Here is an 18,357-nt window from a genome sequence, read left to right as displayed (position 1 = left end):
CAGGCGAGTACTTCGATGTCCCCAACGGGAACTCCTGTCCTAGGGATCTTCACGATCCAATGATCAGGGTGTCCACGATCAAGGGGTAGGGCCCCCTCTGGTCGATCCGGAGTACATCCTTGACCTCCGTAATGGCCACGCCGGCCGAGGCCGACACGGGCGGCAGGTCAGCGGTGAGCGTGGTGAGTTCGCTGACGGTCCGCGCGGACAGGGCAGCCTCCATGCGCTCGTCCAACTCGGCCAAGGTCAGTCGGCCGTCCCCTGCCGCGACACGTAATACGTCCACCACCCGGTCCCGGTCCGCGTGAGAGGCCCGCAACTCGGGTGATGAGCCGGGGCCGGAGCGCTTCCCGGTGGGCGGGATCTCTCGCGACATGCTTCCATCCTGGTCCTGTCGAAGATTGTCGCGTGATGCAGCCAGCGGCGCGACTAGAGGACTAACGCTATATCGCGATATGGGTCCCGACCAGGCCCTGTCAGGAAGGAGAGGCGATAGTCAGCGCTGATCCGCATATTCGTGGGTTGGGGACCAGCGGGCGGCGGTTGGCGGTAGCGCCAGTTCCGCTTCCGACTTCTCGCCTACGACCATCTGTGAGAGTTCTGCGAGAGACCCGGGAGCCGACCTGTTTTCGCAGGTGGCCGCTCGCAAAATCTGCCGTACCGTGCCCGGATCCTCCGCGCTGTGCGACACAACGCCTCCCCCCCAGACCAGTTGCTCCATAGCCGGTCCGGAAGGTCACCGTACGGGTTGAAGAGGCTGACGGGGAGGGCGTACCGCCGGCGATGGGTGTCGCTGTGCCCCAGCATGCCGCGGACACCGCGGCGTTGGGCATGGACGCGTACGTGGCGAGCACCCTCTACGGTGCGAGCCCTGGTGCGCTTGCCCGTCGCGATGGGCATATGAGGGATCGGGCGGCCGCCCACGGGGTCTGGGTGGCGCTGTCGACCACGGCAGGGCCGAGCGGAGAGTGCGTGGAGACCTCTGGTGGCTCCGGAGTGCGGGCACCGGGCGGCGACGTGCTCGTCCAAGCAGGAACCCAAACGGGGGATGTAGTGGTCGCGACCCTCACCTGACTATCGCCCGTTGGGATACCCACCACGCGGAGGAGACCATGATGAGTATCGCTGCTATCTGCCTGCCACAACCCGGTGAATCATCCCGGTCAGAGTACCGACTCCCTCCTCCCGGCCTTCCTGCCGACGCACTTGGCGCCAGAGCAGGCTGGTGAGCTGGGCGAAAGCGCCTTCCTCCTGCCAGCGGGCGAAGTAGGCGCAGACGGTGTGTTCCAGCGCGGGGGCGGACAGCTGTGACGGCGCCCAGGCTCCCAGCCGGTGCTGCGCGGACGCCTCCGACCGCGGACTAACCATCATCAACCTCGGGGCTCTGCAGCCCTGTCCAGCCCGAGTTCGGCGAGGCGGTGCGCTGTTCTTGGTCCAGCCGGTCCTGGCGTGCTTTGTGGTCGCTGAGGAATGGGCCAGCCTTACGGCTGTGCCGTCGGGCAGCTCCTCGCTCTTCTGTCGGCTGACGACCTTCTTCTCTTCCCGCCCGCCCGACGTACTGCCTCAACGCCGGCAGTCCACGGATGAAAGCGTCTGGTCGCTTGCCCGCCCCCACCGCTCGTGCGGTGGGCTTCATCGACCACCACCAGGTCGAACGGCAGCATTTGCTGCCCGTACGCGTACTCCACGGCCTTGGCCAGGACCGGAAGACAGGCATAGGTGCCGCGTAGAGGGTCACCATGCCCTGCCTGTGCCACAAGGACAGTTGGACGGCGAAGGCCTTTCCCGTGCCGCAGGCAGCTACCACCGTGGCCCGCAAGCCCTCGCGCGGAATCCGCATACCCGGAGATTGTCGAGGCCGCGCACCACGGCATCGGCGGCTTCCACTTGGTGAGTTCACAGCCCAAAGGGGATGGCTGATCGCGACAGGATGCGACTTCGGCGTCTCTGCTGCGGCGACTGGCGTGACTTGATCCCGGCCGCCTTCTCGGTACCCGTCCGGGTCGCTCGTCCGCTGCATGGGAACCGTTCGTCACCAGTTCCACCGCGCCGCGGGTAATTGCGTTGCTCGAGCCACGCCCTGCCTCTACGGTCCTGTACGTGATCTGTCTGATTGGCGGTCCGCCGAGGGTGGGCAAGAGCACGCTGGCGCGGATGCTGCTGGACCGGGACCGTGTCCCGGGGTGCTCGACCGACGCGCTGGTGTCGATGCTGCAGAACGCGGCCCCGCACCACGGGGTGCGGCACGGTATGCATTCCGACAAGGCGGAGTTGGCGCAGCCGTTCCTCATCGAGTTCCTGCGCGCGGTGGCGGACGGCATCGGTGAGGACCCCGAGCCGTCGGAGTGCTATGTGGTCGAGGGCGACGTCGTCACGCCCGCGGTGGCCGGGGCCGCGGCCGACTTCGGGCTGGCGGTAGCCGCTGTCTTCCTCGGCAACACCGCGCTGACGGCCGACGATCTGCGGATCGCCCCGCACTGGCTCGAAGGGGCCGACGATGCCACGTACCGCCGTACCGCTGCGTGGATCACAGGGCGGAGCGCCATCGTCCGTGACGCGTGCGTTTCGACCGGACAGCCCTACATCGAGATGGGGGGCGGTCACACGGAGGGCCTGGAGCGCGCGTACGCCGCTCTGCAGGACCGCACCCGCCAGTTCTACCGGGCCCACGCAGCCGAACGGGAGGCGGTCGGGGCTGTGACCGGAAGCCTCCGGGCTGCCCACGGCCGACCCGACGCCCGCACTGCCGCTGCGGATCTGATGGCCGTTCGAGAGGATCAGCAAGCATGAGCCCCGATTGGGATCAGCGCCTCCTGCCGCTGCTCGCTCCGTGGAACCTTTCCGCCCCACGACTCGCCGCCGAACTGACCGATCTGGGAGACCGCTCACGGGTATGGAGGGTGGAGAGCAGCGACGGCCCGTACGTCGCGAAGCTGACCTTCGACGGCCCCGAGTTCGTCGAACCCGGGCTGCGGATCGCCGCCGTGCTCGACCGCGCCGGCATTCGTACCGGAGCGCCGGTCCCCACCGTCGACGGGAGACTGTGCTGCCCGGTTGGCCGGCCCCGGGATGGTCCTTGGACGCTGGCCCTGCACACCTTCATCCCGGGCTCGCCGCTGGACCTGACCACCGGAACAGCCCCGGAGCAGGCCGGTGACCTCCTCGGGCGCGTCCATCACACCTTGATGACCCTTCCGGACGTACCCCGGCCGGCCGGGCGAATGCTCGACTTCTACAAGGGTGAGGCCAGACGCCTCGGCAGACGCCGCGGCGCTGCCCTGAGAAAAGCGCTGACCGCCATAGCCGACTTCGGCACCGGTGCGGCGCTGAGCGAGGGCGTGCTCTACGGCGACCCGGCACCGGAGATCCTGCAGGACCCCGGCTCCACTGCACTCGCGCTGATCGACTGGGGCAGCCCCAGCTGGGGCCCACTGCTGTACGACGTTGTCAGCTGGCAGCTGTTTCTGACCGCCCGGCAACCACCGGAGACCGCACCAACGGTGGAGCGGCGCTTCCTCACCGCCTACCGGGCGCGGCGCCCGATCAGCGAGCATGAGATGGGCGGCCGGGCTCTGCTGCTCGACCTGCACCGCGCCATTCAGGACGCCTGGACACCGCAAGCTCCTGCGTGATGTCACAACAGACCGACACCGCAAAATCGGTCGAAGTCAGATGTCAGATGCCGAAGTCCGGGGCCTGACCACCTGTGGAACTTCGGCCGGGATGAAGGCCGTGTACACGATCAAGATGACCAAGCGCGGATGTGCGGACGAGCGAAGCTTCCCTCCTGCGCGAACGGGTCCTCCTGGCCGCGGCCGGGACGAGCTGACCACGGGGAGGCGTCACGTCGATGCTGACGCGTTGCTGTGCGGGTCTGTTGCTGTCCGCTCGGAACGGCTAGGCCGAGAGGCCATGGCGCCCGGAGTCGTCATCAGCGGCATACCTGATGCCTGTGCGCCTGTTTTCGGGCGGCCGTGGCGAACCCGGAGAGGTGCCCGGGGTAATTGGGTGGCGTGTGAAGGTCATGTTCAGGCAGGCTCCTGGTCATGTTTTCGATATTGCAGAACGTGGCGATCGACTGTGCCAATGCTTATGAGTTGGCCCGGTTCTGGAGTGCGGTTACCGGCCGTCCAATCGATCCCGAGGACCGGCCCGGAGACGACGAGACCGAGGTGATGCTGGCCGACGGTCTCATGCTGCACTTCAACGAGGTGCCGGAGCTGAAGGCGGTCAAGAATCGGCTCCACCTGTGCCTGCGTCCGCAGACCTCATGTGGGGAAGAGGTCGAACGCCTGCTGGGCCTTGGCGCCGCTGTCGTCGCGGACCACCGCAAGCCCAGCGGCTGGGGCTGGGTTGTCCTCGCAGACCCCGAAGGGAACGAATTCTGCATCCTGCGTAGCGAATCGGAGCGTGCTGCCCTGACTTCCTGAACCGGAAGGTCAGGGCACACTTCGACGTACGAAGTGTCGCAAGTTGCGGGTGAGTTGGGCATGGCGTCCGGTGAGGTGAGTGTTCCTGGTCAGCGTCGGGCTGAAGGGCGGTCTCGTTTTGGAGGGCACGGGTGGAGGTCAGTCGGCCTGGGGTTGATGCGCGTGGACGGAGTCTGGGGATCAGCACCTGGGGGTGGCGCGGTCGTGGGAGCCGTGGTCTCTCCCCGGCCGGACGATGAGGGTGATCAGTCAGAGGTCACTGCCCGCGTGAGAACGGGCCGGGGTTTACGTCGTCATGCCCAGTCACCATCTGCACGTCGCGGCTGAGGACGCTGAAGGCGGATGTGATCTCCACTCACCCGCCCGGATCGCCACCGGCGCCATGTCTCGGCCTGCTTGCAACGCAGCAGTCTCAGGCTTGCTCGCGCCTACCGGTCACGGGCTGCCGTCGCCGGGTGGCGGGCAGGCGTGTCACGGGCGGCAGGCGTGATAGAGCGCGCGCGCCTGGGCGGTGTCGATGAGCTTGTTTCCGGGCAGAGGCAGGAAGTGGCTCAACTGCCACGTCTGCGTGTGGCGGGCTTGGCGGTTGGTGGTCGTCACCCACGGCGGGTAGACGCGGAATGCCCGCTTCCCGCCGGATCCGTTCCTTGACACAATGTCCCGTTCACGGAGGACGTCGCGCGGAAACACGAACTGCCCGGACCGCTGGCCTTCGCGAGTGCTGATGACGAACAGGTCAACGGGGTCTGCAGCGTCGAACGGCTGTATCGGCCCGCTCGCGGACCGCTTCCACACCGTGACGAACTGGCCGACTTTTGTCGGGGTTGTCTTGGCCACGCGGAACCTGACCGAGGAGCCATCCAGCGTGAACTCGCATGCCCCGTACTCGGCGCTCTCCGTTTCAGGCACCGGCTGGGAGTACGTGAACCCACATGGGTCGTACACCAGCTCCTTCGCCGCCAACAGGTCACCGGGGATCCCAGCTCCGCCCGTCCAAGGCCTCGCATCACTGTCGCCGAGCCCCGAAGAGACGTCATGTTCCATCGCCGTACTCGCATCCTGCCGCCACCGATAATCGAACACGCTATCGGGTGCGGCCTGTCGGACCGTCCTCATACCCAGCGCTGGACGACGCCCTGCGTCAGGCATCCGCCCCACTGGTGGCTGGAGGGGAGCCGCTGGCTCCGCCCCAGGTCGCACTGCGCCTGATCCAGGACTGCTTCGGTCCGTACGTCGACCGCGCCATCCTGAGAGGATCCCTGGAAACCGTCTTCATCCCGGACGGCCATCACCCCCCTGCCTCAGGTCCAGTACCCCGCTGCCGCCCAGGGGAGCCCCTCCATCGGGAGGGCGCTGGGCGCTGTCACGCCCCTGCCTGGCCCCAGTCGAGCACCGGTCCTCTACACGCCGACGACTGGTGGCAACGGAACCACCAAACACACGGGTCGGACGACGCGGGGCCAGGCGGTGCGCGCCATGGCGGGGATACAACCGTGTGGGGTGGGACGGGTGGCCGGATCGGTCAGGAATCGAGAAGCGCTGGTCGTGGAGCTTGCCTAGCATGATGGTCATGGACATCACTATTCACACGAGCTTCCTCCCGCATGACGACCCGGACGCGTCTCTGGCCTTCTACCGTGACGTCCTCGGTTTCGAGGTCCGCAGCGACGTCGGACAGGGCAAGATGCGCTGGATCACGGTCGGCCCCGCCGGTCAGCCCGGCACGTCCATTCTCCTGGCGCCGCCGGCCGCTGATCCCGGGGTCACCGAGGACGAGCGCCGTACCATCGCCGAGATGATGGCCAAGGGCACGTACGGCTGGATTCTGCTGGCTACCCGGGACCTCGACGCCACTTTCGAGAAGGTGCAGGCCGGCGACGCCGAGGTCGTCCAGGAGCCGACAGAGCAGCCGTACGGCATCCGTGACTGCGCCTTCCGCGATCCCGCGGGCAACCTGGTCCGCATCCAGGAACTCCGCTGAGTTTCCGGTCATCGACCCGGTCATGATGGCCGGCGCCGCGACCAGTTGCGAGGAATACGGCGGCCGGCGATTCCAGGCGCGCTGTCCTCGACCACCCTTCGGGCGACTACCCCTTTCGGCGGCCGCATCATCGCAGAGGTACGCGCGAGAGCGGCCGCCGAGGCCGGGGCGCGCACGCCGGCCGTCCACAAGGGCGGCGGCGTCTGCGTCCTCGCCCAGCCGACAACCGGCTTCCATCCCGCCGCCGTCGAGCGGCTGCTCGGCCTGCTCGGCCCGCTCGGTCTGCTGGGCCGGCTCGTCGACGGCGAGCGGGTCATCGCCATCGAGCACTTTGCCGCCTACGCCGTCGTGCAACCCAGGTGCTCGCGGGTACCGATTCAAAGGAGTTCTCTATGTGCCATCCCTCGTGGGGGCGCGCGCGCACCGCGGCGCAGCGCCTGAGCGACCTCGCGCAGCTGCGCCGGGTCCGTGACCGGATCGACCGGCAGTACGCGCAGCCGCTGAACGTCGAGGCGCTGGCTCGCGGCGTGAACATGTCGGCCGCACACCTCAGCCGCCAGTTCCGACTGGCGTACGGCGAGTCGCCGTACGCGTACCTGATGACGCGTCGCATCGAGCGCGCGACGGCGCTGTTGCGTCGTGGCGACCTCAGCGTCACCGAGGTCTGCTTCGCGGTCGGCTGTTCATCGCTGGGCACTTTCAGTACCCGCTTCTTCGGGCTGGTCGGTATGCCGCCCAGTGTCTACCGGGCCCGTTCGACGGGTGCTGCGCGGGGGGTGGCGCCGTGTGTGGAGGAGTGGGTGTCAAGACCGGTCAGGAATCGAGAAGCGCCGGCCGCCGAGCGGCAACTAGCGTGATGGACATGGCAAACATCGAATCCGTCACTCTCGAGGTGGCCGACCCCACGGCCGCTCACCGCTTCTACTCCGCCGCGTTCGGTCTGGACACGCAGGTACGTCTGCGGGCCTCGCAGGCGCCGACGACCGGCTTCCGTGGGTTCACGCTGGCGCTCACGGTGTCCCAGCCGGCCACTGTCAACCGTCTCGTCGACGCCGCTGTGGAGGCGGGTGCCACTGTGCTGAAGCCTGTCGCGAAGTCGCTGTGGGGCTACGGCGGTGTCGTGCAGGCTCCGGACGGGGCGATCTGGAAGGTCGCGACCTCGGCGAAGAAGGACACTGGCCCGGCCACCGGGAAGATCGACGAGATCGTGCTCCTGCTGGGGGTCGCGGACGTGGCCGCGAGCAAGCGGTTCTACGTTGACCAAGGTCTTGCGGTGGGGAAGAGCTTCGGCCGCGTGTACGTCGAGTTCGCTGCTGGGGCGGGCCCTGTCAAGCTGGCGTTGTACCGGCGTCGTGCGCTTGCCAAGGACGCCGGTGTCTCTCCCGACGGCACCGGATCGCACCGGCTCATGATCGGCGGCGCTGCCGGGCCCCTCACCGACCCGGACGGGTTTGCCTGGGAGGCCGCATCGCTGGCACCCACGCCCTGATGTGTCACCGCTGCCTGCCCTGCCTGGCCGCCGATCATGAGATGGCCGCCGGGCTCCGGGCGGCGCCCGGGCGCCTGGCGGATCCGCCCGCCCGCGACCGCCCGCCATCGTCACTCGGACCAGGTGCACCGCGCCTCGCCGGACATGGGTCCGGCTGCCGGCCCGCCGCCGGACGGCTCCGTACATACGACGCGCTTCGTGCTCACCGGCCCCTGAGAGGGCGGTGCGCGCGAGACCGCAGGGCGCTGGAGGCCGTGGCGTCCGCGAAGGCCGATACCGAAGTGAACCGACCGACGACCGACGGAGCCCGCCCTCGCAAGGCAGGGCCCTGCACGAAGCGACTGGAGGAAGCATGACGGGCACGCTGCCGCGTGGACTTGAGGAGAGGCTGCGGGACACTCGCGCGAGACTGGAGAGCGACGTCGATCTGTGGGCCGCGACCTCGGGCTCGGGCGGCGTCCACCTCATCCCGCTCTCCTACCTCTGGGACGGGATCGCGTTCCTCATCTCGACGCCGCGTGCCTCGGTCACCGGCCGCAACTTGCTGGCGGACGGCGGGGTGCGCCTCAGCCTCGGGCCGACCCGCGACGTTGTCGTCGTCGACGGCATCGCCGAGCCGGTGGACATCGCCGACCTCGCTCCCAAGACGGGCGACACGTTCGCGACCAAGACCGGTTTCGACCCGCGCGAGCTCGACGAGCCCTACCAGTACTTCCTGATCCGGCCGCAGCGTATCCAGGCCTGGCGTGAGGCGAACGAGCTGCGCGGACGCCACCTCATGCGCGACGGCCGCTGGCTCGGCCGACCGCCACACGACAACACACCCGCCGCACTCGGCAAGCCGTCAGGCTGAGGACGCCGACAAGGACGTGGACGTATTCGCGTACAGCGCGGTGGCGAGGGAGTCCGATTCTGTCTTCACGCACTGACGTTGGGCCCTCTCGCCCATGCGAGTCGCCAATCCTGCGGAATCGATCAGCTGAACATGCAGGGCCCCGTCAAGAACGGTGACCGCTTGCCCCGTGAGATGAACGCGGTCACCGTACACAGCGGTCCTGACCAGCCCGCTGCGCGCGGATACCTGCAGACCGGTGAGCTCGTCGCGGCCGATCCGTGTCGCCCAGTAGGGGGCCAGTGCGGTGTGGGCGCTGCCCGTGACCCGATCCTCGAGGATGCCCTCGGCGGGTGAGAAAAAGCGGGAGACGAAGTCGTACTCCAGGCCAGGACTGGGTGCCGGGGCTGTGATGATGACGCCGCGCAGGCCCTCGCGGCGGGTCATGTCGGCCATCACCTCGAGGTCGGGGATCACGGCCCGGACGGTTGCCTCGTCGGGCAGGACGGTCAACAGATCGCCGAGCATACCGGTGCGAAAGGCGGCCTCCGGCCTCACCCCCAGGGCCTCCGGCAGGCCTTCCGGAAACGGGCTTGCGGTGCCGGGCGCGGCCGGGAAGTCCAGGGTGATGAGGCCGTCCTGGTGCGCATGCGCGGTGAGGATGCCGCTGAACCGGCTCCGGAAGCGCAGCGCACCGACAGCCGCACGCTCCCGCCGCAGTGTGTGCGCCGTGGCCAAAGTGGCATGGCCGCACAGATTGGTCCCGGCGAGCGGGGTGAACCAGCGGATCTCCCAGTCGGCGTCGTCGCCGTCGGGGAGCGGCAGCGCGAAGGCGGTCTCCGAGTAGTTCATCTCGGCAGCAACCTGCTGCATCCAGGCATCCTCAGGCCAGTCTTCGGTATCGAGCAGGCATACGCCCGCAGGGGTTGTCGGCGAACGGCCGGTCGGTGAAGGCGTCGACGACGTGGATACGCATACCGCGACCGTATCGACGCCAATCACAATTGCGCGAAGTCCAATTCGACTAAAGTGGACCCATTTCCGCCCGGAGTATCCATCCGCACACCGATCTGGGCCGCGAAGGCCGGGCCGGATCGATCAGTTGGGGCGGGCTGATCGCTGCCCCCTTGGGATCGATCACCTAGGCGCGGAGCACGCCGATGACGGTGATGGTGCTGTCGAATCCAACGGCGTTCGGCCGAGCGGCGCAGGCGTTGCGCGTGTGGATGCGGAATGCGCGGCGCGCTTGCCGATGCGGCACCACGTGTCGTCGGTGCACCCAGATCAGATGTACAGCGCCACCGGGATCATCGTCCGGTGCGGCAATCGGGGCAGCGGTGGGCGGAGCTTCGCACGGTCCAATTCGGAGAAGAGGCGCCGCTGCTCCGGAGGGAATCTCTCCGCCGCTCGACGCGCGCGACTTCGATTCACCTGGGTGAGTGATCGAGCGACGCGTAATCGGCAGCTGCCGGAAGGTTCCCGGACCGCAGTCAAGGGGGGTTGCGCGCTTTGCCGGCGTGACGGCCGATTGGCGCACCACCGCGCTCCGATCCTCACGGAGAGCCTTAATGTGTGTAAATATGCTTTTCCTGCGGTTTCCCTGAGAACTGCCTCCGATCCCGAGGGCCTCGTTTTGCGTTCGGGGTCTCGGAGTTCAGGCTTTCCTGCCCCTGATTTGTGGAGAAACTCATGCGCGTTGCCGTGACTGGTGGCGGTGGTTTTCTAGGATCACACCTGTGCGAGGCGCTCCTGCGGCGTGGGGATTCCGTCGTGTGCCTCGACAATTTTTTGACCGGTGAGCCGAAGAACATCGCACATCTGAGGGCGAATCCTGCCTTCGAATTCATCCATTCTGACGTCAGTGTCGCGGCGGACGTCCCGGGGCGGATCGATGCGGTTGCGCATCTCGCGAGTCCCGCCTCGCCGCCGGACTATCTGCGGTGGCCCCTGGAGACGCTGGCTGTGGGCAGCCGTGGAACCGAGAATGCCCTCCGGCTGGCGCTGCGCCACGGTGCACGGTTCGTGCTTGCGTCGACAAGTGAGGTGTATGGCGATCCTCTGGTCCATCCGCAGGACGAGGAGTACTGGGGGAACGTCAATCCTGTCGGGCCGCGAAGTGTCTACGACGAGGCCAAGCGGTTCGCCGAGGCAGTTTCGGTTGCATACCGGCGGAGCCTGGGAGCGGATGTCGGTATCCTGCGCATCTTCAACACGTACGGTCCGCGGATGCGCCCGCACGACGGCCGTGTGGTGTCCAGTTTCATTACGCAGGCGCTCAGTAGCGAGCCGTTGACGATTTACGGCGACGGGAAGCAGACACGCAGTTTCTGCTTTGTGGATGACCTGGTCCGCGGGGTTGTCGCGATGCTCGACTCGAGTGAAGCCGGACCGTTCAATCTGGGCAATCCGGTGGAACGGACTGTAACCGAGCTCGCCGAACTCGTGCTGAAGATCACCGGTTCCACGTCGGAGGTGCGGTACTACCCGCTTCCCGTCGACGACCCGGTTCGTCGCCGCCCGGTGATCAATCGCGCCCAGGACCGGCTCGGCTGGTACCCGGACGTGGACATCGAGGACGGGTTGCGGCGGACTGTGGAGTGGTTCGTCTCCTGCCCTCAGGACGTGGCGGCCGGTGCGGCAGCGATCAGGGGCGGCCAGCAGGACGGCGTCCCGCTCGCCGGGCCGGACAGCACGCCGACCCCTGTCGCCGCGACTGTCTCACAGGCTGCTGACCCCATGTACTGACCATCGCCCCGGCCGGGTTTGGCGCTCGCGTGTCGCCGGGCCGGGGCGATCCCCCGCAGCCAGGGCGGCCATGAGCCATTCACGTCGCCAAGCCGAGACGACTTCCGGAGCACCCTCTCATGACGCAGGCCGAGCCAGGTCTCGCAGGCCAGGCTGACGCGACCGACCAACTGATCACCGCGCCCGCCGGTCCGCACGAAGCCCTGAGCGCCCAGCTCCTTAGCCTCTCGGACGGCCGTGTCGTCCGAATCCATTCCGAAGGACCGGAGTTCGGCCTTCCGTCACGCTCCCTGCGGATTCAAGCCTCGAGCTTGATTACCGCGCTCTCCCCGCTCGACCGGGTGAAGGTGGGCGCGTTGGCAGCCGGCTGGGTGGTGTGCCTGGTCTGGTTCTGGACATGGTGGCTGCAGCCCGAGCACCGGATCAGCTGGGTAGGGCTGGCTGTGAACAGCGCGCTGCTGACGTACCTGGCACTCATGCCCCTGCACTTCCTCGTCGCGGTTCTGCGGCTTCGCAGGTTCAATCCGGAGATCGAGGTGCCACCCGTGAGGGCCGCGTTCGTGGTAACCCGTGCCCCCTCCGAGCACTGGGAGATGGCCCGCGCCACGCTCCGGGCGATGCTGGCGCAGGACTTTGCGTACTCGTACCACGTGTGGCTCTGCGACGAGGACCCGTCCCAGGAGATCCTGCAGTGGTGCGTGGCGAACGGGGTGCGGATGTCGTGCCGACGTGGCCTGCCGGACTACCACCGGGCCACGTGGCCGCGCCGGACGCGGTGCAAGGAGGGCAACCTTGCGTATTTCTACGACAACTGGGGGTACCGGGACTACGACGTCGTCGCCCAGCTCGACTGTGACCATGTGCCGCACCCGACGTACCTGACCGAGGTGGTCCGGCCGTTCGCCGACCCCGCGGTCGGATACGTGGCCGCCCCGAGTGTGTGCGACACCAACGCCGCCACCTCGTGGTCGGCTCGAGGGCGTCTCCACCGGGAAGCCCTGTTTCACGGCGCTGTCCAGCTCGGACACTCCGGAGGCCTGGCTCCCGTATGCATCGGCTCCCACTACGCAGTTCGCACTCGGGCTCTGCGGGACATCGGGGGAGTCGGCCCCGAGCTGGCCGAGGACTTCTCCACCACCTTCCTCATCAACTCCGCAGGCTGGCAAGGGGCATTCGCCATCGACGCCGAGGCTCACGGCGACGGGCCGATCACCTTCGCTGCGATGGCGACACAGGAATTCCAGTGGTCGCGAAGCCTGGCTGTGATGCTCTTCGGGCTGGTTCCTCGGCACCTACGCCGCCTGCGCGGGTGGCTGCGGGTCAGGTTCCTCCTCGCACTGTTCTTCTACCCGCTCCTCGCGCTGACGTCGACTGCCGGACTCGCGCTGCCTCCCGTGGCAGCAGTCACCGGACTGGCATGGATCAACGTGAACTACTTCGAATTCCTCGGCCACTTCTGGGCGATGTCCGTGTGGATGACATTCATGGCCGTGATGTTGCGTCGGCGCGGCCTGCTGCGCCCGCCGGACGCACCAGTGCTGAGCTGGGAGAACTGGCTGTTCAGTCTGTCCCGCTGGCCGTTTGTCGCTTGGGGGGTGGGCGCAGCCGTACTGCAGAAGCTGCGTCCCCGGACGATCGTCTTCAAGGTCACGCCGAAAAAACGTGACGGTCTGGAACCCCTGCCTTTGCGGCTCGTGGCGCCACACCTCCTCATCACAGCGACTCTGTCGAGTGCGGCCGTCATCGGAGAGCTCACCGGCCCCGCGGCGGGATATGTCTTCCTGTGCATGGTCGGCGCCCTGTCGTACGCGGTGGTCACGCTTGCGATCAGCGGGCTGCATGTCGTCGAGACGGCCAGAGCGGCTGGAGTGCCCCCGCACCGCGCGCTGGTGACGGCCCGCGGGCCGCTCCTCGCCGGTATCGCGGTGCTCCTTCCGCTGGCGTGGGCCATCTCGATGTACCCGGTCTACTTGGCAGGCCTGCTCAACTGGTGAATCGGACAAACCCCCACGAAGTCCCGTGACGAGCCTGGAAGAGGTAGTCCAATGTCTGCAACGGTCCTGGTGACCGGCGGTGCCGGATTCATCGGCAGCCACACCTGCGTCGAGCTGCTCGATCACGGCTACGACGTGGTCGTTGTCGATGACCACTCCAACAGCTCGCCCCAGGCCCTGGAGCGCGTTGCGGAGATCGCCGGCCGACCGGTCGCCGCGACCTACGAGATCGACCTGCGCGACCGGCGCGCACTGTCCAGGGTGTTCGACACCCACGCCTTCGACGCGGTCATCCACTTCGCCGCGAAGAAGGCGGTCGGCGAATCCGTGGAGAAGCCGGTCGAGTACTACGACACCAACGTCGGTGGCACTACCGCACTTCTTTCGGCGATGCGGGAGCACGACGTGAACCGGCTGGTCTTCTCGTCGTCCTGCTCGATCTACGGCGATGCCGCCAAGGTGCCGTTGACCGAGCAGGACCCGGCAGGCCCCACCAACCCGTACGCCACGACAAAGTGGCTCTGCGAGCAGGTGCTGGCCGATATCTGTCGGCACCTGCCGGACATGCGTGTCCTGGCGCTGCGGTACTTCAATCCGGTCGGCGCTCACCCCACCGGGCTGTTGGGCGAGGACCCCCGGGGCGTGCCCAACAACGTCATGCCGTACCTGGCCCAGATCGTGATCGGGCGACTGCACCGGCTCAGCGTCTTCGGCGACGACTACCCCACTGCGGACGGCACCGGTGTGCGCGACTACATCCACGTCATGGACGTTGCCGAGGGGCACCGGGCCGCGCTCGAACATCTCGGTGACGCGAACGGAATGCGCACGTTCAATCTCGGCACCGGGGTGGGCACCTCCGTCCTCCAACTCGTGGCAGCCTTCGCCGACGCATGTGGCCGGGAGATCCCCTACGAGATCGTCGCGCGCAGGCCGGGCGACGTGGCCGCGCTTGTCGCTGATCCGAGCGCCGTGGCCCGGGCCTGGAACTGGGCCACGACACGCGATCTCGCCACGATGTGCCGCGACGCGTGGCGATTCCAGGAGCAGAACCCGTCGGGCTATCCCAGACTGACTCATCTGGAGTCGTCTGAAGTTCTTCAGACAGGAGCGCCAGCATGCGGTTGACCGTCATCGGCACGGGATACCTCGGAGCTGTGCACGCCGCGTGCATGGCCGATATCGGGCACGAGGTCCTCGGCGTCGACATCGACGCCGGCAAGATCAGGGCGCTGGCCGACGGCAGACCCCCCTTCTTCGAACCAGGTCTGCATCAGATTCTCACCAGGAACATCGGCTCCGGGCGGCTGAGATTCACTACCTCGCTGCGCGAAGCTGCCGAGTTCGGTGACGTCCACTTCGTGTGCGTGGGCACACCACAGCAGCGTGACTCCCATGCCGCGGATCTACGTCACGTCGACGCTGTCATCGAGGCTCTGGCTCCGCATTTGCGCCGCCCCTGCCTGATCGTCGGTAAATCCACTGTCCCGGTCGGTACGACGGAACGGCTCGCCGCCCGGTTGGCAGAACTCCTCCCTGACGAGGTAGCCGTCGAAGTCTCCTGGAACCCCGAGTTCCTGCGCGAGGGCTTCGCCGTCCACGACACCCTCCAGCCCGACCGGCTCGTGACCGGCGTCGTCTCGTCACACGCCGACGAGGTGCTTCGTGCGGTGTACGCGCCGATGCTGGCGGCAGGCGTTCCATACATCAGCACGGATCCGGCGACCGCAGAGCTCGTCAAGGTGGCGGCGAACTCGTTCCTCGCCACCAAGATCTCGTTCATCAACGCCATGGCGGAAGTGTGCGACGCATCCGGGGCAGACGTGGTCACCCTGGCTGACGCCATCGGGCACGACACGCGGATTGGACGACGCTTCCTCTCCGCGGGTCTCGGCTTCGGCGGCGGATGCCTCCCCAAAGACATCCGGGCCTTCACCGCCCGCGCCCGTGAGCTCGGTGTGGGCCGTGCCGTGGCCTTCCTGCGGGAGGTCGACGAGATCAATATGCGGCAGCGTCGGCGCACCGTCGACATCGCAAGGGAGCTGGCCGGTGGCACCTTCACCGGGCGCCACGTCGCGGTGCTCGGCGCGACGTTCAAGCCGAACAGTGACGATGTACGCGACTCGCCTTCGCTCGCGGTCGCCGCTGCGATCCACCGCGAGGGGGCCGAGGTATGCCTCCATGACCCGGAAGGCGTCGACAACGCCCGCGCGATCTTCCCTGCCCTGCGGTACTCCTCTGACGTGAGCACAGCCTGCCAGGGCGCCTGTCTGGTGCTGCACTTGACGGAGTGGAGCCAGTACCGCGAGCTGGATCCTGTCGCACTGGCGGCGGTGGTGCGCACGCCGAAGGTCCTTGACGCACGCAACGGCCTTGATGCCGAGCTGTGGCGCGCGGCCGGCTGGACCGTGCGTGCGCTCGGACGGCCGACGCCCGGCCGCCAGCCTGTACACGTCACCATCCCTCACGCCGCCGGTCTGGGCTTGGCCGCCCCGATCGACGCCGAGAGGCTGAGCCTCGCACCGAAGTAGTCAACAGGGCCCGGGTCGACGCCGAGCGACCTCAGATCCACTGCGCCGGTCACCCCTTCGGCGCATGCTGGCACCATCGTGACGGTCTCGGTCACATGTGTGATCGGGACCGTCACACCCGCAAGGCACGGGTCTTCGCTCGTTCCCGTCGGTTCGGAGCCAAGCCGTTCTTGTCCAGCGGCCGTGCGCCACAGGCCCAGATCGTTGTACGTTCCGCCACCCCACCGCACCTGCCAATTTCCGGTACTGAAGTAGCCGTTGCCCTGGAAGCGCACTTCCGCGGGTGTGTAGGCCGTTTGCGACTCCACCAGCGAGGCCCAGTCAGTGACGAAGAGGTTGTTGCGAACCACGGCGCCGCTGAGTCCCTCCTGCAGACGCAGGGCCGGGGCTCGCACGGACCCGTTGGCCTTCTGCACGACCGTGTTGTGGTAGATGTCCAAATCCTTGATTCGCGTCCCGTACGCCACGATCCCGCCATACAGGGACAACTTCCGGGCGTCGTCGCCACTGAGGTTGAAGCGGACGGTGTTGTCCTTGTGCGCACTGTTGTCCGCAGCGGAATAGACCAAATATCCGGGGCCGTCGTTGCGGAAGGACAGGTTGTACTGGAGCACCGAGGAGGACACATTGTTGTCCAGGCCGAATCCGCCACCGTCCGAACGAGAGCCGGTGTGGTTGGCGTACGAGACGTTGTTCTCGATGACCAATCCGGTCGAGTCGTACGTCCAGATCCCCTCCGGCCCCTCCATTGCCCTGGCAGACGACCTCGACCCGTTGTCGTGGGAGAGGGACCGCTGCACCTTCCCGGTGCGGACACTGCCGAGGACGATGCCGCTACCGGTATTGCGGTCGTGGGCAGCTGGGTCGCCGTCGTTGCCGTACGCCTTGACTCGCGACAGGGTCACACGCTCATGCGCGTACTTCGGAGCCTCCGCATCGAAGGCGGGTCCGTACGTGGCGAGGCCCGCGTCCTTGTTGTCGCGCACCGTGGAGTCGTGGACCCGCACATCGCGGAAGCCTGAGCGGCCCCTTCCCGCGCCGATCCCGATCCCGGTCCGGAAATGGGAGATGTCGACATTGGCGACGGTGACGTGGTCCAGCTTCTTGCCGCCCGGTGCATCGGTGAAGAAGTTGATGCCGGCCCGCTTCTTGAACGAGGTGGCGTTGCCGACGAGGTTGAGGTTGCGGATCTCGATACCAGCTGTGTTGTGGACGGAGATCCCTGATTCACCGGTGGCCACGATCGTGGCTCGTCCGTCGCCGTACGACTCGATCACCACGGGGGCCTTCGCGCTTCCCGCATCTCGCGCGCCAAGAGTCAACTCGCCGCGGAAGCGGGCACCAGCCCGGAGTCGCAGCCGGTCCCCAGGCTTGAACCTTGCCGAGTCGGCTCGCGCCAGCGACCGCCAAGCGCGCGAGGAGGACATGCCGTCATGGTCGTCGTCACCATCCGGACTGATGTAATACGTATACCCGCCCGCAGCGTTCGGGCTCGGCGGGGCGTACGGTCTGGGCAGCTCACATCCGAACAGGAACAGGATTGCGGCCGCGAGCGCGCCGGTCGCGACGCGCCTGCTTTGTAGAGGGAACCCGACGCCACGCGGACATCCGGCGAAACCATGACCAACCCTGACCGTTCGGCTCCGCATCGGCGCCCCTCACTCTCTGATTGCCAGTCACTTTCGAATCGACTCGTGCGAGCATCGGCGCCACCGGCAGAATTGTCCGACGGGCGGAGCTTCGGCGCCTTGGAGGGCACAGCTGAGACCCGGCAACCCAGCCATGGTCGACAGCGGAGAAGTCCTCTGCCGACAGCGCCAGGCTGTCCAGCCGAGCGTGGCCGTTGACTCCTCCAGGCACTCGGCGGGGAACTGTTCTACGAGCAACTCGCCTCCCTACCCGCAGAGGAGAGATGATGCCGACGACACCCCTCAGTTCCGCATGCGGGTCCCGGCGCGTAGAAGATGAGCCTGCCAGAGGCCACGTGCTGGGTCTGTGAATGACATGTCGCACAGGGATGAAGAATTCCTTCAATTGCCGGGGAGCGAGCGCTGTGGGATTCATTCCTGTGGCGGGGTTGGTCGCAATCGACCTCTCAGTCTGTGGCTGCCGCCAAGCCGTGTCGGCGTGCCCAACGCGTGGCCCGTGAGGTCTGTCGACGGTGACAGCTGGGAATCGGCACCGCGTGCGGTGACTACGGTGTCCGTACCGGGCCAAGGAGTGTGAGCGCCAGGAGCCAGATGGGTGGGGCCCTGAGCCTGGCGCGGTTACCAGGGCCCATTCGGGGCTCGCACATGCCGTGGGGTGGTTGATGCGTGCCCCGCCCGGCACAACGGCGCCAGTGAACTCGCCGGT

Annotated in this window: 13 protein-coding genes and 3 pseudogenes; 11 read left to right on the top strand and 5 right to left on the bottom strand. The window is 67.3% G+C overall.

The genetic code is table 11. The annotated features are described in order from the left end of the window. Positions 1-91: 91 nt before the first annotated feature. A pseudogene (locus ACWIHY_RS33180) lies at positions 92-376 on the bottom strand (DUF1707 SHOCT-like domain-containing protein); the annotation flags it as partial. A gap of 803 nt (positions 377-1,179) precedes the next feature. Then, positions 1,180-1,284, bottom strand: a pseudogene (locus tag ACWIHY_RS33175) (IS5 family transposase); the annotation flags it as partial. A gap of 816 nt (positions 1,285-2,100) precedes the next feature. Here ACWIHY_RS33175 and ACWIHY_RS33170 point away from each other — a divergent pair. The 3 genes from ACWIHY_RS33170 to ACWIHY_RS33160 all read left to right on the top strand — a co-directional run bounded on the left by ACWIHY_RS33170 (position 2,101) and on the right by ACWIHY_RS33160 (position 4,430). Further along, positions 2,101-2,790, top strand: coding sequence for a hypothetical protein (locus ACWIHY_RS33170; protein WP_454380008.1), 690 nt, complete (start codon positions 2,101-2,103; stop codon positions 2,788-2,790). Further along, entirely contained in the window at positions 2,787-3,632 is an 846-nt protein-coding gene (locus ACWIHY_RS33165) for a phosphotransferase enzyme family protein (RefSeq protein ID WP_454380007.1), read from the top strand. The genes ACWIHY_RS33170 and ACWIHY_RS33165 overlap by 4 nt, the downstream gene beginning before the upstream one ends. Before the next feature lie 414 nt (positions 3,633-4,046). After that, entirely contained in the window at positions 4,047-4,430 is a 384-nt protein-coding gene (locus ACWIHY_RS33160; protein ID WP_454380006.1) for a VOC family protein, read from the top strand. 471 nt (positions 4,431-4,901) lie between these two features. On the opposite strand, the gene ACWIHY_RS33155 is transcribed toward ACWIHY_RS33160, so the two are convergent. Beyond that, entirely contained in the window at positions 4,902-5,474 is a 573-nt protein-coding gene (locus ACWIHY_RS33155; protein ID WP_454380005.1) for a MepB family protein, read from the bottom strand. Between the two features lie 526 nt (positions 5,475-6,000). Between ACWIHY_RS33155 and ACWIHY_RS33150 the strand changes: the two genes are divergently transcribed. The 4 genes from ACWIHY_RS33150 to ACWIHY_RS33135 all read left to right on the top strand — a co-directional run bounded on the left by ACWIHY_RS33150 (position 6,001) and on the right by ACWIHY_RS33135 (position 8,753). After that, on the top strand, positions 6,001-6,411 hold the full coding sequence (locus ACWIHY_RS33150; protein ID WP_454380003.1) for a VOC family protein: 411 nt from the start codon (positions 6,001-6,003) through the stop codon (positions 6,409-6,411). Positions 6,412-6,803: 392 nt separating this feature from the next. After that, a complete protein-coding gene (locus tag ACWIHY_RS33145; RefSeq protein ID WP_454380002.1) occupies positions 6,804-7,268 on the top strand; it encodes a helix-turn-helix transcriptional regulator in 465 nt (154 codons plus the stop codon). A gap of 5 nt (positions 7,269-7,273) precedes the next feature. Then, entirely contained in the window at positions 7,274-7,900 is a 627-nt protein-coding gene (locus ACWIHY_RS33140; protein WP_454380000.1) for a glyoxalase, read from the top strand. Between the two features lie 352 nt (positions 7,901-8,252). After that, positions 8,253-8,753: a pyridoxamine 5'-phosphate oxidase family protein gene (locus tag ACWIHY_RS33135; RefSeq protein WP_454379998.1), complete on the top strand. Its 501-nt coding sequence runs from the start codon at positions 8,253-8,255 to the stop codon at positions 8,751-8,753. Between the two features lie 135 nt (positions 8,754-8,888). Here the strand turns inward: ACWIHY_RS33135 and ACWIHY_RS33130 are convergent. Then, a pseudogene (locus ACWIHY_RS33130) lies at positions 8,889-9,708 on the bottom strand (PhzF family phenazine biosynthesis protein); the annotation flags it as partial. A 713-nt stretch (positions 9,709-10,421) separates the two neighbouring features. On the opposite strand from ACWIHY_RS33130, the gene ACWIHY_RS33125 reads away from it, so the two are divergent. The 4 genes from ACWIHY_RS33125 (at position 10,422) to ACWIHY_RS33110 (ending at position 16,002) form a co-directional block, all read left to right on the top strand. Then, positions 10,422-11,477, top strand: a complete 1,056-nt coding sequence (locus tag ACWIHY_RS33125) for a UDP-glucuronic acid decarboxylase family protein (protein ID WP_454379996.1) — start codon at positions 10,422-10,424, stop codon at positions 11,475-11,477. Between the two features lie 119 nt (positions 11,478-11,596). Further along, the gene (locus ACWIHY_RS33120) at positions 11,597-13,471 is read left to right on the top strand and encodes a glycosyltransferase family 2 protein (protein WP_454379994.1); all 1,875 of its coding nucleotides are present in this window, start codon (positions 11,597-11,599) and stop codon (positions 13,469-13,471) included. Positions 13,472-13,522: 51 nt separating this feature from the next. After that, the gene (galE, locus tag ACWIHY_RS33115; protein WP_454379992.1) at positions 13,523-14,599 is read left to right on the top strand and encodes a UDP-glucose 4-epimerase GalE; all 1,077 of its coding nucleotides are present in this window, start codon (positions 13,523-13,525) and stop codon (positions 14,597-14,599) included. After that, complete coding sequence (locus ACWIHY_RS33110; protein WP_454379990.1) at positions 14,590-16,002, top strand: UDP-glucose dehydrogenase family protein; 1,413 nt, start codon at positions 14,590-14,592, stop codon at positions 16,000-16,002. The genes galE and ACWIHY_RS33110 overlap by 10 nt, the downstream gene beginning before the upstream one ends. Here the strand turns inward: ACWIHY_RS33110 and ACWIHY_RS33105 are convergent. After that, entirely contained in the window at positions 15,936-17,282 is a 1,347-nt protein-coding gene (locus tag ACWIHY_RS33105; RefSeq protein ID WP_454379988.1) for a right-handed parallel beta-helix repeat-containing protein, read from the bottom strand. The genes ACWIHY_RS33110 and ACWIHY_RS33105 overlap by 67 nt on opposite strands. Positions 17,283-18,357: the final 1,075 nt, after the last annotated feature.

Source organism: Streptomyces sp. NPDC055287 (genome assembly GCF_053646035.1).
Note: the sequence above shows the minus strand (reverse complement) of the source record. Positions and strands in the feature narration are given on the sequence as shown.